At 53.6% G+C, this 13,915-nt stretch carries 17 protein-coding genes; 12 read left to right on the forward strand and 5 right to left on the reverse strand.

Features of this window, described 5'->3' with window-relative positions:
- Positions 1 to 9 precede the first annotated feature (9 nt).
- From SPE70_RS11095 to SPE70_RS11120, 5 genes are all read right to left on the reverse strand, one after another.
- A complete protein-coding gene (locus tag SPE70_RS11095) occupies positions 10 to 1,098 on the reverse strand; it encodes a RecT family recombinase (RefSeq protein ID WP_004179597.1) in 1,089 nt (362 codons plus the stop codon).
- A gap of 12 nt (positions 1,099 to 1,110) precedes the next feature.
- On the reverse strand, positions 1,111 to 4,233 hold the full coding sequence (locus SPE70_RS11100; RefSeq protein WP_324726605.1) for a RecE family exodeoxyribonuclease: 3,123 nt from the start codon (positions 4,231 to 4,233) through the stop codon (positions 1,111 to 1,113).
- 137 nt (positions 4,234 to 4,370) lie between these two features.
- Positions 4,371 to 4,526, reverse strand: coding sequence for a YdaE family protein (locus tag SPE70_RS11105; RefSeq protein ID WP_102217372.1), 156 nt, complete (start codon positions 4,524 to 4,526; stop codon positions 4,371 to 4,373).
- An 8-nt stretch (positions 4,527 to 4,534) separates the two neighbouring features.
- Entirely contained in the window at positions 4,535 to 4,726 is a 192-nt protein-coding gene (locus tag SPE70_RS11110; RefSeq protein WP_064142430.1) for a YdfD/YebW family protein, read from the reverse strand.
- A gap of 387 nt (positions 4,727 to 5,113) precedes the next feature.
- Entirely contained in the window at positions 5,114 to 5,548 is a 435-nt protein-coding gene (locus SPE70_RS11120) for a helix-turn-helix domain-containing protein (protein ID WP_077263625.1), read from the reverse strand.
- Positions 5,549 to 5,652: 104 nt separating this feature from the next.
- Here SPE70_RS11120 and SPE70_RS11125 point away from each other — a divergent pair, with 104 nt between their 5' ends.
- The 12 genes from SPE70_RS11125 (at position 5,653) to SPE70_RS11180 (ending at position 13,883) form a co-directional block, all read left to right on the forward strand.
- Entirely contained in the window at positions 5,653 to 5,880 is a 228-nt protein-coding gene (locus SPE70_RS11125; RefSeq protein WP_023320775.1) for a transcriptional regulator, read from the forward strand.
- A 2-nt stretch (positions 5,881 to 5,882) separates the two neighbouring features.
- Positions 5,883 to 6,419: a toxin YdaT domain-containing protein gene (locus SPE70_RS11130; protein ID WP_072122545.1), complete on the forward strand. Its 537-nt coding sequence runs from the start codon at positions 5,883 to 5,885 to the stop codon at positions 6,417 to 6,419.
- Between the two features lie 344 nt (positions 6,420 to 6,763).
- Positions 6,764 to 7,681 carry a replication protein gene (locus SPE70_RS11135; RefSeq protein ID WP_165787459.1) on the forward strand — a complete coding sequence of 306 codons (918 nt, stop codon included), beginning with the start codon at positions 6,764 to 6,766 and terminating at the stop codon, positions 7,679 to 7,681.
- Complete coding sequence (locus SPE70_RS11140; RefSeq protein WP_102217373.1) at positions 7,678 to 8,391, forward strand: replication protein P; 714 nt, start codon at positions 7,678 to 7,680, stop codon at positions 8,389 to 8,391. Before SPE70_RS11135 ends, SPE70_RS11140 begins: the two co-directional genes overlap by 4 nt.
- Positions 8,384 to 8,719 (forward strand): DUF977 family protein, encoded by a 336-nt coding sequence (locus SPE70_RS11145; RefSeq protein WP_064278854.1) that lies wholly within the window; start codon positions 8,384 to 8,386, stop codon positions 8,717 to 8,719. Before SPE70_RS11140 ends, SPE70_RS11145 begins: the two co-directional genes overlap by 8 nt.
- Positions 8,712 to 9,242: a hypothetical protein gene (locus SPE70_RS11150; protein ID WP_180961441.1), complete on the forward strand. Its 531-nt coding sequence runs from the start codon at positions 8,712 to 8,714 to the stop codon at positions 9,240 to 9,242. Before SPE70_RS11145 ends, SPE70_RS11150 begins: the two co-directional genes overlap by 8 nt.
- Positions 9,239 to 9,988 carry a phosphoadenosine phosphosulfate reductase domain-containing protein gene (locus SPE70_RS11155; RefSeq protein ID WP_064278853.1) on the forward strand — a complete coding sequence of 250 codons (750 nt, stop codon included), beginning with the start codon at positions 9,239 to 9,241 and terminating at the stop codon, positions 9,986 to 9,988. The genes SPE70_RS11150 and SPE70_RS11155 overlap by 4 nt, the downstream gene beginning before the upstream one ends.
- A complete protein-coding gene (locus SPE70_RS11160) occupies positions 9,985 to 10,506 on the forward strand; it encodes a hypothetical protein (RefSeq protein WP_064278852.1) in 522 nt (173 codons plus the stop codon). Before SPE70_RS11155 ends, SPE70_RS11160 begins: the two co-directional genes overlap by 4 nt.
- Entirely contained in the window at positions 10,506 to 10,970 is a 465-nt protein-coding gene (locus SPE70_RS11165) for an XF1762 family protein (RefSeq protein ID WP_064278851.1), read from the forward strand. Before SPE70_RS11160 ends, SPE70_RS11165 begins: the two co-directional genes overlap by 1 nt.
- Complete coding sequence (locus tag SPE70_RS11170; RefSeq protein ID WP_308410475.1) at positions 10,967 to 11,650, forward strand: hypothetical protein; 684 nt, start codon at positions 10,967 to 10,969, stop codon at positions 11,648 to 11,650. Before SPE70_RS11165 ends, SPE70_RS11170 begins: the two co-directional genes overlap by 4 nt.
- On the forward strand, positions 11,650 to 11,907 hold the full coding sequence (locus SPE70_RS11175; RefSeq protein WP_064278850.1) for a hypothetical protein: 258 nt from the start codon (positions 11,650 to 11,652) through the stop codon (positions 11,905 to 11,907). Before SPE70_RS11170 ends, SPE70_RS11175 begins: the two co-directional genes overlap by 1 nt.
- On the forward strand, positions 11,904 to 13,883 hold the full coding sequence (locus SPE70_RS11180) for a DNA cytosine methyltransferase (protein ID WP_070612438.1): 1,980 nt from the start codon (positions 11,904 to 11,906) through the stop codon (positions 13,881 to 13,883). Before SPE70_RS11175 ends, SPE70_RS11180 begins: the two co-directional genes overlap by 4 nt.
- Positions 13,884 to 13,915: the final 32 nt, after the last annotated feature.

Raw genomic sequence — 13,915 nt, forward strand, 5'->3', positions numbered from 1 at the left:
CCGCCTCCCTTAGCCCACGTATTCCGGTTTCATGTCGTCCAGGGTGATGCGGAACTGGTCATACAGCTCATCACCAAGATGGCGTTTGGCGGCGGTGAGGGTGCCTTCTGCTTTCGCAAACAGCTCGGAAGCTTCCGGTTCGCCAGGGTTAGGCAGTGAATTAATCGCGGCCTCAATCTTGTTTCGTGCATCAACGAGGTAATAGCGCTTAACTGCCTTGTTTTTCAGTTCGGTATACAGAGCAGTACCCAGCAGCGCTTTCTGTGATTCGATATCTACGCGGATGGCTTTAGCCTGATCAACAGAACTTGCTGAATCAATCCGCTCGCGCAGTTCGTCCGCAACAGAGTCAACCTTGACTGCAGAGCTTTGCGCGCTGGAGGAAACGCCCACGGAGCTTGTAATCTCATCCAGCGTGACTTTTTCTGTCTGCGCCGGGTTGATAACTCTTTCTTCGCGTTCGTCAATTTCATCGGCGGTATATACCCCAAGGATCACATCCGGGCAGTAAAGTCGCGCCCATCGTTTAACCGCGAGATAGGCCAGTTGCTGGCGGGGGTCGCTCGCCCACAGTGTAGAGTTGCGGACTTGTGCCTGCGAAAGCATAAGCACAAGCTCGCGAGGTTCTGATTCTCCTTTGAGCGTTGCCCAGGCGCGGACGCCCACGCCAGCTTCATCATGCAAATCCCAGCCCGGCGCGATGTAGTCGTTACCTTTGCCGCTGGTTTTTTTAATGAAGCGGCCAACGATATTTTCCCATGCACCAAACCATTCAAAATGGATCCGGTCTTTGGTTGGAGCCATGGTGTTAATTACCGCATTCACCAGTTGTGCCTCATAGCCAAGCACACCTGAATTACCAACGATGAAAGTCTTTTGTGCTACAGCGAAAGGATCCATACCCCAGCGTGCTGCCTGCATCACTACAGCCATGCACGCATCTGGTTTCCCACGATAATGCTCAGGCACGAAGTTTCCACTATTGGCCATTACTTCCGAGAGCGTGCGCAGGCGGTTGAACAATTCACCGTTCGTCAGGATAGAAACGTTGTCGATCTTCTGGGTCTGGTTTTCAGTAGTTGCGACTAAATTGGACATTGTTGTTCCCCCTTATGCCTGTACGCGCAGCACTTCGAGACGGCGCACATCAAAATCGTTAAGTTCTTCGGTGTAGTCTTCGGTAATCGGCGCCGGCCATTCGCCAGTGTCGAAACCGTTCGCGATGGCACGCATTGCTTTGCGATATTCCAGCATGCCCAGTTCCAGCAGTTCTTCGGATGCCTCGATAATGGCAATCCAGTGGTAGTTCTCGTCTTTGTTGACGAATATCCAGAAGAACTGTTCAAGGGCTGCGGTTTCGCAGTACATAGCCGCGCTCAGGTGGTAATCGCGCTCGATGATTTCCCGGTGCAGTTTCGCGCGTAGTCCTTCCTGCTTGATGTTCCACATGCTGATGGTTTTCAGGTCCGCACCGATGCGCAGGCCGCACATGTCTATCTCAAGGTCAGGGCGCACGCGAACTTCCAGCCCGGTTTCCTCATCAATGCCGAAATAGCTCACCTCGACGGCACGGCTCGGGTGCGTCAACAACTTGCCAGCGGTCGGGTGATTCAACAGTGCTTTCTGAATGGCCAGTGCCGTAGCCAGCTGCTGGCGGGTAACCAGCACTTTTCCTTCCGGGTTCTCGCGCCATGCATCCAGCAGCTCGTCGGCAAACACGGCATCCGGTTTTACCGATTTCACTGCCTGAATCAGATCCGCCTTAGTACCTGATACTTTCAGCGGCTGCGCCTTCTGTGCTTCCTGAGCAACCATGTCAGGATTAATAAGCGCCAGCTGTTCCAGTAAGGCATCGCGGCTGCCGCTGGTTTTCACCTGGGCGGGCAGGGTAGCGTTGTATTCTTTGATGCAGGCCTTCATTTTGGCTGCGGTAACTTTCTGGCCTTCTTCGACGCGCTGAAATTCAGCAGGTAAGGCCATGTAGTTTTCACCTGTTTGGGTAACGTCATCACCCATCGGAACCGGCTGCGGCTGTATGGCGTTGTGCGCTTCAAGCAGCGCCTTGATATCGTCAGCACTCAACAGCGGCGGAAGCCCTGCGTTGTATTCGTCGATAAACGCGCGGATCGTCGCAGTCGTGGTGAAGGCATCTTCCGGGATTTCCGGCTCGATGCTGAATTCTTTTTCCAGCTGCTCAGGCTGCAGCGCCAGTGCATGCACCAGATTTCCCATATCCAGAACAGGGGAGCGTACCTTCTGGATGGTTTTAGATACGTGGCGCGCCTCGAAATACATCAGCGATACCCGTGCATCTTTAACCATCGTGGAGCTGATACCGTTAGCGGCGTGGTAGATCTCATTTGGCACGCCTTCATATCGACCAGGCTCGAAATACTCCGGCCATGCTGGCGCTGCTTGTTCAGCCTCTTCCTCTTCATCGCTGTGAGCACTCCCGGAAACCTGGCTATTGAGCACTTCGGCGGTAAGATCCGGGCAGCGTTCAGCCAGTATTTTGCTCATGTTCACGGCAGTTGTTTGCGCAGGAGGCTCATCAGCGCCTTCGCCTGCTGATACCGCATTATCATTTTCGTCTTCGACCGGCTGAGCCGTTTCCATCTGCACATTGCTGGTGGTTTCCCCGGAATTAGCTGGATGTAATTTTTCTTCTGCAGCGCGCTGGCGCGCCTGGTCCACGATAGAAAGTGCTGGTGCTGGTGCTGGTGCTGGTGCTGGTGATGTCTGGCTATCCATCAGCCCATCAATCGAAAAAACACCATTGCCCATGTTTGAAACTTCAGGCTGTTTGGGCTTGGTCAGGTCTTCGGTTATCCACTTCGGATCCGTGGGGTCACTGATACCTTCGACATATTCGCCACGTTCGGCGGCCAGAACCTGATTAGCGTCAGGTCGTTTCTTTTGAGCTTCTTTCACAAGTTCGGTGCCAATTACCTGAAAGTCAGTTGGGAGAGTTTCCAGGTCAGGCACAACTTCATCTCCATCGATAGCCTTTTTCACAGCGTCCAGAGTGACGGCGGCAGAAGAAACATGACCAGCTTTTTCAAGCGTCTCAGCAGAAGGGGCGTCATGCTTATGCTCGGTCAGGTTCGCATTGATATAGGTCTGCAGACTTACCGGGAAATGATGAATATCACTGGTGGCGCCACGAATAAGGGCAAAAATGGCTGCGCGGGAATAATCCAGGATGCCAGCGACCTTGCGCAGCGCTGCCGACCATTCCTTGAACGGACTTTCTTTCTTCTGAACGATCTCTTTGGCCCGGCGGTGAATTGATGCCGGGAAATTGTAGATATCGAAATCCATTGGCATTGTGGCCAGGGCTATTTCTACATCGAGCGTATCAAGGGTATGGGTGTAGTCGGGATTGCGATCGGTTTTATTACCGCCGCCAGCATTAGTTCCTGCATCAGTTTTCATAACTGAAGAAATACAGTTACCGGCAGCCCATTCCCTGGTGAGAATGCCGCGGTCAATCGCGTTCGTGGCGAACCACAGCTTTGCAAACTGGATACGCTTGCCGAGCTCATGCCGCTTCCCTTCCGGGAAGACTTTTTTATTGGCACTGGTGAATTTCCAGAGCGCCGGCATATCGTATTTTTTGATTTCAGGGATGTTCTCGGCGGCCAGAATCAGATCCTGGACGGCTGCGTTATCAGTGTCCATTTCAAGAACTGACAGCTCCTGCCGGTGAGGCATGCTGATATGATAAACGTGACGTTCTTCGGCCATGTACTGCGCCAGCAGCTGAGCGCGAAAGGGGAGTTCTGCCACGTTAAAAAGCGCGCTCGAATCGTCCTGGTATTCATCGCTACCGAAAGTTTCCACGGTCTCACCTTGTGCCGCATCGCCAGTAGTATTGGCATCAACCAGCACGCCACTAACGGGCTCAGCGGATTCTCCGGCATCATCGCCGTGATGAACATCAGCAGGCGCCTGTCCTGGCTTCAAAGTCCAGGTGCGGCCATCGTCGCCGAGCTGGTAGCGTTCGCACCATGAGTAATCGAGAACACCCTCTGCCGGCAGGTCGTTGAATACCGGGAAATCGGTGCGAATAGGTTTTTGATAGTCTTTGCCGCGGCCTGTTTCGATCCCAGCGTCTTCCAGATCGACGTCGAGCTGGAGTAGAGCGCGAGCTTCTGATTTATTAGTGCGCCAGATTACGGCATCAGCTTTACCCGATTTTTGAGTCGCTTTTATCAGATAAAAATATTCCATGTGATAGCCTCTATTTTGGATGTAGAATCCCCCGGGCCATTGGTAGCGCCCATTCAGGGTGGTCATTGGTTTTGGTAATTTCCGGTGTAACTTTGGTCGGTGGCACCGGACGTACAGCCCGCTTCGGCGGGTTTACGTTAGCCCTCGTGAGCCATCTGGTCGTGAGAAGCGCAACGTTCTGAGCAATACTCTTTTTCTTTCCGTGCGAGCTGGTTCCCCTGGAGGTACAACAGGGTGCTAACCACTGGTTTTCCATCGATTGCTTTACGGCAGTAACCGCATTTCTTCTGCATTTTTCCCCCTACATTTGCACCGTGAACCCGGCCGGATGCTCGTCCAGTACACCTTTCAGCGGATAACATTCAACTTTCACGTGTTGCTCTTCTGCGGCTGCCTTGCAGTCATTCTCAGTGTCGTAAACGCCGAGCAGGACATCCTGATTACCGCCCGTCAGCATGCTGACGGTGAGAACCAGGGCAAACATCGTGCTCATGAAGGGTCTCCTTTTTGCGCGAGCATGTAGCACACCCGGCGGATGAAAGCTGACAGCGGACTTAAACGAACAGCCTGCTGACGAGCGGGTTTGCGTGCGAAATCAATCATGTAAATAACTCCCTCAGTGCGCAGAAAAGCGCGATCCAGATGAAGAGCCCAATTACTGCCGAAATGACCATGGCTCTGATGCCTTGCTTACTCATTTCAACCTCAGCCATTACGTGGCCAGCGGAACGTTTACCACCTGACAACAATGCGGTTGTTGTCGATGTGAATAACGTTACAAGGTAAATTTGCTTTTTACAAGGAGAAATACAAGAAAATGTTGTTATTGAGGGCGTGCGAAAACGGCTATCCGATATGGATAGCTGCTAATCATATGAATTTAATCGTTAATATCCTTGATGATGCTGAGAACGTCATCCTTTAGGAGGTCGAGTTCTTTTAAAGTAGCTTTTGCGTGGACTATAAGCCTGTTCTTCTCGGCTTCTGGCATCTGGTTAAAGAGAGCTAAAAGGGCTTTCTCTTTGTCATCTAGTTCGTTCCGGCCAGGCGCTACAGGTTCTGTCTGTAATGAATCATTCTCACCATCTTCGTCTGGCGGCATGAAAAACCAATGCTCAGGTTTACCAGTTACAGCTGCAAGTCTTTTAAGGCGCTCACCGCGTGGAGTTGTCTCACCTTTGGCCCATTGTTGAACAGCCTGAGGAGAAACAGTAACTCTCCTGGCAATCTCAGATAGGTTCCAGCCAGTTTGATCCTGGATGAGCTGGAGCCTGCGGACAAAGTTTTCATGCTGTTCTGTTTTCATATTTATCATTTTACAAGCCTTACTTGTAGAAGACATTGCAAGATTGACACAAGAAAAACTTGTTATATCTAATTTCGTGATGTAATGTTTTCTTGTATTTCCAAGGAGGCTTTATGAATACGAATCTAAAAACCATTATCTGCTCAATCATGAGCCAGACCGAGCTGGCTAAACGACTCGGCACAACCCCTCAAACAGTTAGCCTTTGGCTGAATAGCGAGACCCCCGCTCATCGCGTAATTCCAGTTTGTGAGGCTCTCGGATGGAAGGTTACCCCTCATCAGATGCGGGGTGACATTTACCCAAACCCAACTGACGGCCTGCCGAAACAGGAAGGCTGAACATGCAAACATTTCCCTTTCAACAAAATACCGGATTCAACACCGGCGCTCTGATAAAGCGTAATCAACTGAGAGAGGCAGATCACGACGCAATTCGCTCTGCCGTTCGTGCCTGGGCAGCAGCTGAAGGGCAGGACGTTGTGTCGGCCCACATCATCGATGAGTGGCGACAGCAGGGCGGCGAGGAGATCGCGTTTCCTGACGACATCAGCCGTGCCCGTCAGAAGCTTTTTCGCTACCTGGACAACCCTGCCGAGTCTGAGCGCTATCGCGAGTACGTTCGCCTTCTTACCCCGGCAATCATGGCCGTTCTTCCGTTGGAATTCCGCCATCGCCTGATGCCTCAGGACGATATTTTGTCGCGCCTGTCTTCGGCCATGAAGGAATGCGCTGAAGCAAAGCAGGCAGTGATGCTGAACGCGCCGGAGCACCAGAAACTGAAAGAGGTAAGCGAGGGAATAGCTTCGCTATTCAGGCTGATGCCTGAGCAGACAGGAACGCTGATGACACTCGTTAGCTCGATGCTGTGCACGCTGTAGGAGGTGGTATGGGGTGGGGTGATTACGTTCGTAACCAGGTTGAAAAAATACTTCTGAGCGAGGGGTTTTCTGTTCCGGTGGCTCAGGGGGGGGGCAAGGCATGCGGAGGACTTATACAACCGAATGTCACAGGCAACTAAAAAAGGGGCGATTTTCGATGATGCTCTCAGGCATGGCCGCTTATGGGCGGAGAAGCAGACCAGCGCGACTGAACGCCGTGCAGCTAAACGTGCGGTGCGAAAAGGTAGCAAACAGGCTGGGTTGTTCTGAAAGGGTGAAAGCCGCGGTGCAGCAACACCAACGGCTTTCGGGTGAATTAATTGGGTCAATTCACGGGATGAAGTATGTCAAATACCGCTGAAGTTATCAATTTTCCAATCAAAACTGAACTAACGGGAGGTCGCATGGCCGACCTGTCCAACGGCTACACCAGAATCGCCAATGAGATACAGAAACTCAAGCCGCGGCTGCGTATGTCCGGGCGCGAGTGGCAGTGTCTTGAGGCTGTTATCTGGCTTACCTACGGATGGAACAAAAAACAGGATCGGGTGACAAATACCGTCATTTCTGAGTTAACCGGGTTGAGTGATTCTCATGTTTCAGATGCGATAAAGCTACTCGCAGCACGGGGAATTATTTTTAGTCACAAGCATGGTGTGATGAAAACTGTCGGTATAAATACTGAGCTATCTGCCTGGATTTTGGACAAACCGAAAGCGGGAAAACTCTTCCCGAAAACGGGAATTTCCTTCCCGGAATCGGGAAAAACCTTCCCGGAAACGGTAGACACCCAAGACTATAACAAAAACAATATTAAAAGATCTTCGTCTCGGAATTCTGAAGAATCCCGAAACAAGAAAACTCATGAGTTTCTCTCTCGCCATCCTGAGGCTGCTGACGGGATTTACACCCCATCTGGTAAATCCTGGGGAACAGCTGACGACCTCAAAGCCGCGCGATGGATTTTCGATAAAGCCCTCACCGTGAACGCCTCCCTCTCAGAGCCAAACTGGGTTGAATGGGCGAACACCATCCGCCTGATGCGTCTGCAGGACAAGCGCACTCACTATGAAATCTGCGAACTGTTCAAGTGGGCGAATGAGGACGGTTTCTGGCAGGGAAACATCCTCTGCCCCTCAAAACTACGTAAGAAGTGGGACCAACTCACAACTCAACGCCTGCGCAGCCATGGCCCATCAAAAACCACATCAGGCGCCAGTGCGCTGGACAATACCGACTGGATCGACGGGGTACTCGAATGAAATCTATCGCAGAAAGCATGCATAACTTCGATCGGAATAACTTTCAACGTATCGCCGCCGACATGCCTGAAATCCAGGATGCACAGAGCTTTGCACATCAGGCGACAAAGACTGCTGAAGTATTCAACGAACTGTTTCGCCAGCTGCTCGCCGTATTCCCGGCGCTGGCCAACAAATCAGCGGAAGATCTCAACGAGATGCGTCGCCAGTGGCTCCTGGCGTTCAAGGAAAACGGGATCACAGCGATGGAGCAGATTAACGCCGGAATGCGTGTTGCCCGCAAACAGGAAAAACCATTCATGCCATCGCCGGGACAGTTCGTAGCCTGGTGTCGTTCTGAGGAAGTGGTTGCGGCTGGTCTTCCTGATGTTAACGAGCTGATGGAGATGATTTATCGCTACTGCCGAACCCGAGGACTTTACCCTGATGCTGAATCCTATCCGTGGGAACGTAATGAGCATTACTGGCTGGTTACGGGGCTGTATACCGACATGCGCGCAAATGCACTGAGCGATTCCGAACTGCGCCGTAAAGCTTCTGATGAGCTGCTGCGTATGGTTCGTCGCATGAATGCCGGGGAAGTGATTCCCGAGCCGGTTAAACAGATCCCAAAGCTTGGCGGACGTCCGCTGAGCAACGAACAGGGCTTAAACAAAATCGCGGAAATCCGCGCGAAATTCGGTTTAGGCAGAGGGCGGAATCATGGCTAGAGCATTGTCAGCAGTTGAGCGCAGAGAGTACGTCCGCGCAGTGATTCGGATCACCAGGCATCAGGGGCGACTCACGACCGCCGAGGCAATGAAAAAACTGGGGCTGAGCCGCGCTACTGTCCAGCGGTATTTTTCCGAAGCAGAAGCGACTGGAGAGGTTGTCCGGCATGGTCGTTTGGGGCTTTTCCGCGATCAGCGGGCCGTCATCGACTTTGACATGAAGCGTTTTGGCCTGGTGCCGAAAGTTGCTGTTGGGATGAATTTCAGCCTGCTTGGCAGCCCCGTTTTTCAGCGAGTTTTAGATGTTCAGGAGGCTATTCATGGGTAACGAAATCGAGCAAATTGCGCAGCAAAACGAGATGAGCATTGAGTTTGTTACCTGGTTCTTTAACGAGAAGAAAGTGGGGTGCGGGAATGTCTGGTTCATGATGATGGCTGCAATGTGGGAGGGCTGGAAAGGTCGTAGCATCGAAATGGATAAGCTGGCGGCGGAGAATGTGGCGCTGAAGTTGAAAGGTCGCGAATTACTCAACGAAGCATCCAAGGTTTACCAAAAATACAATGCCACTATCGATTTTTATTCCGGCGATTTCATGGATGGGCAAACGCTTCATGAATTTCAGTTTGTGCTTGACGCAGAAACCTCCGCCACCGACGCCTACCTGGCCGGGATTAAGGCTGATGCGATTACCGCTTCTTTGGATGCCTGCTCTGACTATCTTGAAACTGACTGTGCTATGGACAGGCTTGATATCAGCTACGAAGAAGCTGAAAAACGTACGTCAGGAGCGATGGAGTTTCATGATTCGATCGTCGCTATTGCCCAGCAGCTGCGCGAGGGGGCCAAATGATCCCCGACATTAGTTCGTTAATCACTGCTGGCGCGCTGTTTGTCGCCAACCATTCTGGCGGCAAAGACAGCCAGGCGATGCTCATCAATCTGCTTGAGGTCATCCCGCCAAAGCAGCTTGTCGTCGTGCATGCATCGCTTGGCGCGATGGAATGGCCAGGAGCGCTGGAGCTGGCCCAGAAGCAGGCAGAGGCCGCAGGCATACAGTTCATCGTCGCCCGTGCACATAAGACCCTGCTGGAGATGGTAGAGCGTCGATTCGTGAACCGCCCAGAGGTTCCGAGCTGGCCTTCTGCCAGTACCCGGCAGTGCACCAGTGACCTGAAGCGCGGACCTATCCAGCGCGAGGTTAGAGCCTATGCGAAGGCCAACGGGTTCAAGGTCATCGTTAACTGCCTGGGCCTGAGGGCTCAGGAGTCCCCTGGCCGCGCAAAGCGGCAGGCGTTCCGGAAGAACAAGACGGACTCCAACTCAGTTCTGACCTGGTATGAGTGGCTGCCGGTTCATGAGATGAAGGCCGACGAAGTGTTCGCCACCATCCGCGAGACTGGTCAGGAACCGCATTACGCTTACGCGCTGGGCAATGATCGTCTGAGCTGCGTGTTCTGCATCATGGCAAGCCGCAACGATCTGAAGAACGGCGCAACGCATCACCCTGACTTGCTGGAGCAGTATGCGGCACTGGAGGCCCGTACTGGCTACACCATGCACATGAATCGGATCCCGATTAAGGAGCTTGCAGCATGACCAATATCACCGAACTGGCGCAGAGCCTGAAACGTCGAGCAACATCCGCAAATGAGTTTGGCGAAAGCCTGTACGTAAAAGGCGCTGACGTCATCGCGCTGGTAGAGGCGCTGGAGCGTAAGGAAGAGCAGCGCGCTAACTGGTCCCAGATGGCGCAGAAATTGGGGGAAGACTTGGATGCGGCAGAGAAGCGCCTCGCCGAACTTGAAGCGCAAAACGAATATATCCGTAAGCGCTATCAGCAATTGGATCTGCTGATCGGGAAAAATATCCTGGTTATGCAAGCCGCAATCATCGAATGGCAGGCCACTGGCGATGCTAAAAACGGGCTGGCATGGATTTATAACACGCTCTTTGGGCCTGGCGAATTGCCTGATGAAGCTGAGAAAGACGCACAGGCATATTTTGACCGCAAATATGCTCCGCTCGATGAAGAGCTTATGGCGCTTCACAAGTGGTTTTGGGAACAAAGCGAGGCTGAACGAGCCGCCGCTGGCATCAAGGTGGAGGATGAGTGATGGTCATCTCACCAATTTCGCTGAAAGCGGCGCAGGCATTTATCGCACAACACCATCGGCACAATAAACCGCCACGCGGCCACAAATTCAGTATCGGACTGAAAAACGCCGCAGGCGAACTGATTGGCGTTGCGACAGCCGGTCGCCCGGTGGCTCGCCACTTTGACGACGGCCTAACTCTGGAGGTAAATCGCACCTGCACCACCGGCCAGCGTAACGCTAACAGCGCTCTGTATGGCGCAATCTGGCGCGCTGCACGGGCAATGGGATATCACCGCTGCATCACATACACCCAGGCTGACGAATCCGGCGCATCACTGCGTGCTGCTGGTTTCGTGCGCGTCAAAGAGTTACCGGCTCGGCCTGGCTGGGCTGCCTCAAGTGTGTCATTGAAAGGCAAGCGCGACCCGGTTGGTAATGGTGGTGTGCCTCGTGTTCTGTGGGAAATCAGGAGAATGAAATGAATCACACACTGAGCGATTCACAGTTGGAAGAAATGATTAAATCGGCTGTTAATTCATCCGCCCCGCTACCGCCAGACGAAAAATTCTCGCAACTGATTTCAGCGTTGCGAGAGCTACAGGAACGCCGCAAGGCCGACAGCGAGCCGGTGGCAGAAGTGGTTTCAATTTATGGCGACCCCGAAGCCTTTGGGGAGCGAGAGATTAGACCGCTTGTCGGCATTCAGCAAATGCCATACGGGACGAAGCTCTATCGCCACGTGCAGCCAGCGCCGGTAGTGCCGGAAGAAGCCACTCCGGACAGTATCGAGATTCTTGCCAGTGCCAGGCGTCGTGACCACGCTGTATTCCAGTGGAATGAAGACCAACGAAATGCGGCCGCTGATTCCTGGAACGCCTGCCGCGCCGCCATGCTCCAGACAAAGTCGCTAATCAGCATCAATCCCGCGCCAGCTATGGTTTCCTTGCCGAAAAACGCCGAGTCGATGACTGGCAACTCTCCGGTTAACGATGTCACTGCTGGTAAACCTTTTACCATCTTACTACCAGATATCAGTTCAAAAGCATTTTGGAGTGGCGCGGGGAAAAATGAAAATTTTCATCCCGAGACTTACCGCCGCTGGGTGAAGGAAGTAATAGAGCGATACTGCGCCATCGCTCGGATCAATGTGGAGGTGAAATAGTGGACTCTTCACTGGAATATGCCTGCAAACGCCTGCAGGAACTGGAAAGCCTGCTGCTGGTGGATGTGCCTAAAACAGTATGGCCAGCGGAAGTCAGCATGGTCTTCGCTCAGATTGAAAAAGCCGGGACACTCCCGGCGCACCACCAGCGCCGACTGCAGCACCATATCAACCGTATGTGGCTGGAAAAAATGCCGGTACCGTCAATTATCGCCGCGGCAGGTTCGCTGGCCAGCGCTATGGAGAAATACGCGTGAGAGAAATCATCGTAGATAACTTTGCTGGTGGCGGCGGCGCATCGACGGGCATCGAGCTGGCGATTGGGCGTAGTGTGGACATCGCGATAAACCACGACCCGAACGCGGTTGCTATGCATACCACCAATCATCCGGACACGCTGCACTATTGCGAATCGGTTTACGAAGTCAGGCCAAAGGTCGCGACCGCTGGCCGCCCGGTAGCGCTGGCGTGGTTTTCACCAGATTGCCGTCACTTTTCAAAAGCGAAAGGAGCTAAGCCAGTCGAGAAAGCGATCCGTGGACTGGCCTGGGTGGTACTGCGCTGGGGGCTGGATGTTAAACCCCGAGTGATGAAGCTGGAGAACGTTGAAGAATTTAAAACGTGGGGGCCGCTGCTCGCTGGTGAAATGCGTCCAGATCCTGCCCGTGCTGGCGAAACTTTTGAGGCATTCATAGGCATGCTTACCACAGGCATTTCAGCGGATCATCCGGCGCTGGCCGAATGCTGCGAATTTCTGAATATTTCGCTTGATAGTGAGGATGCAGCACGGCTGGTAAAAGGTTTGGGTTACACCGTTGAGTATCGCGAGATGCGCGCATGTGATTATGGTGCGCCGACCATCCGTAAGCGATTCTTCATGGTGATGCGTTGCGATGGGAAGCCGATTGTATGGCCGGAAGCCACTCATGGAGATCCGAAATCACCGGCGGTACTGGCCGGAAAACTGGCGCCGTGGCGCACAGCTGCAGAATGCATCGACTGGTCCATCCCAGCCCCGTCGATTTTTGGCCGCAAAAAGCCGCTGGCGGAAAACACGCTCCGGCGCATTGCCCGGGGAATCCAGCGCTTTGTTATCGAAAGCGCTTCGCCGTTCATCGTGAAGTGCAATCACACAACGACACGCGGGAAATATGACTGTTTCCGGGGGCAGGAACTGGACGAACCGCTGCAGACGATTACGAAAACCCACGGTTTCGCGGTTGCCGTGCCACATCTGACGAAATTCCGCACCGGCGCCACCGGGCAGCCAGTTACCGAGCCGGTACCGACAGTGACCGCCGGCACGTCCAGGCGTCCGGGTGGGAATGGTCATGCGCTGGGGATTGTTGAGGCGGGCCTTGTCCCATTCCTCGCTGGCAACGGTGGCAGCGAATACCAGGCTAAACCGCGCCCGCTTGATAAACCTGCTCACACCATCCTGAAAGAGTCGCGCGCCTGCGTCGTCGCTCCAGTTATCGCCAGGCAGTTCGGCGCCAGTGTCGGGCATAGGGCTGATGAGCCAAGCGCGACGATCACAGCTGGCGGCGGCGGTAAATCGCAACTGGTTGTGCCGACGCTCATTCAAATGGGATACGGAGAGCGGCCCGGTCAGGCGCCTCGCGTCCCCGGACTGGATAAGCCTCTGGGAACCGTTGTTGCTGGTGGCGGGAAACATGCTGTAGTTGGTGCATTCCTGGCAAAACACTACGGAGGGAATTATCAGGGCGCCGGCGTGGGGCTGGATGAGCCCGCGCATTCAGTAACGACTGTCGATCACCACGCCTTAGTTGCTTCTCATCTGGTTAAACTGCGCGGTACTTGCCGTGATGGCCAGGCAACTGACGAGCCGATGCCAACTATCACTGCCGGCGGGCAGCACGTAGGGGAGGTTAAAACGACTCTGGCGGTCGAGGACTATGACGAAGAGCGCGCGCAGCAGGTGCTGGCGTTCCTGCAGCAATACTGCGGGGAGGATAGCACCGGGCTGGTGGATATCGGCGGAGTGACTTACCGCATTGTCGACATCGGCATGCGCATGCTGCAGCCGCATGAACTCTACCGCGCGCAGGGCTTCCCTGAATGGTACATCATCGATCGGGACTATCGCGGCGTGAAGTATTCGAAGGACAAGCAGGTTGCGCGCTGCGGAAACGCCGTGCCGCCGCCGTTCGCTGAGGCGCTGGTCAGGGTCAATTTGCCAGAAATTTGCTCGATTGAAAAAAATGTAGCTTGAAATAAGATGGCTTTATATTCCATAGCATTTGG

The sequence above is a fragment of the Klebsiella sp. ZJOU C1 genome (genome assembly GCF_035620215.1).
Lineage (GTDB): Bacteria > Pseudomonadota > Gammaproteobacteria > Enterobacterales > Enterobacteriaceae > Klebsiella > Klebsiella variicola.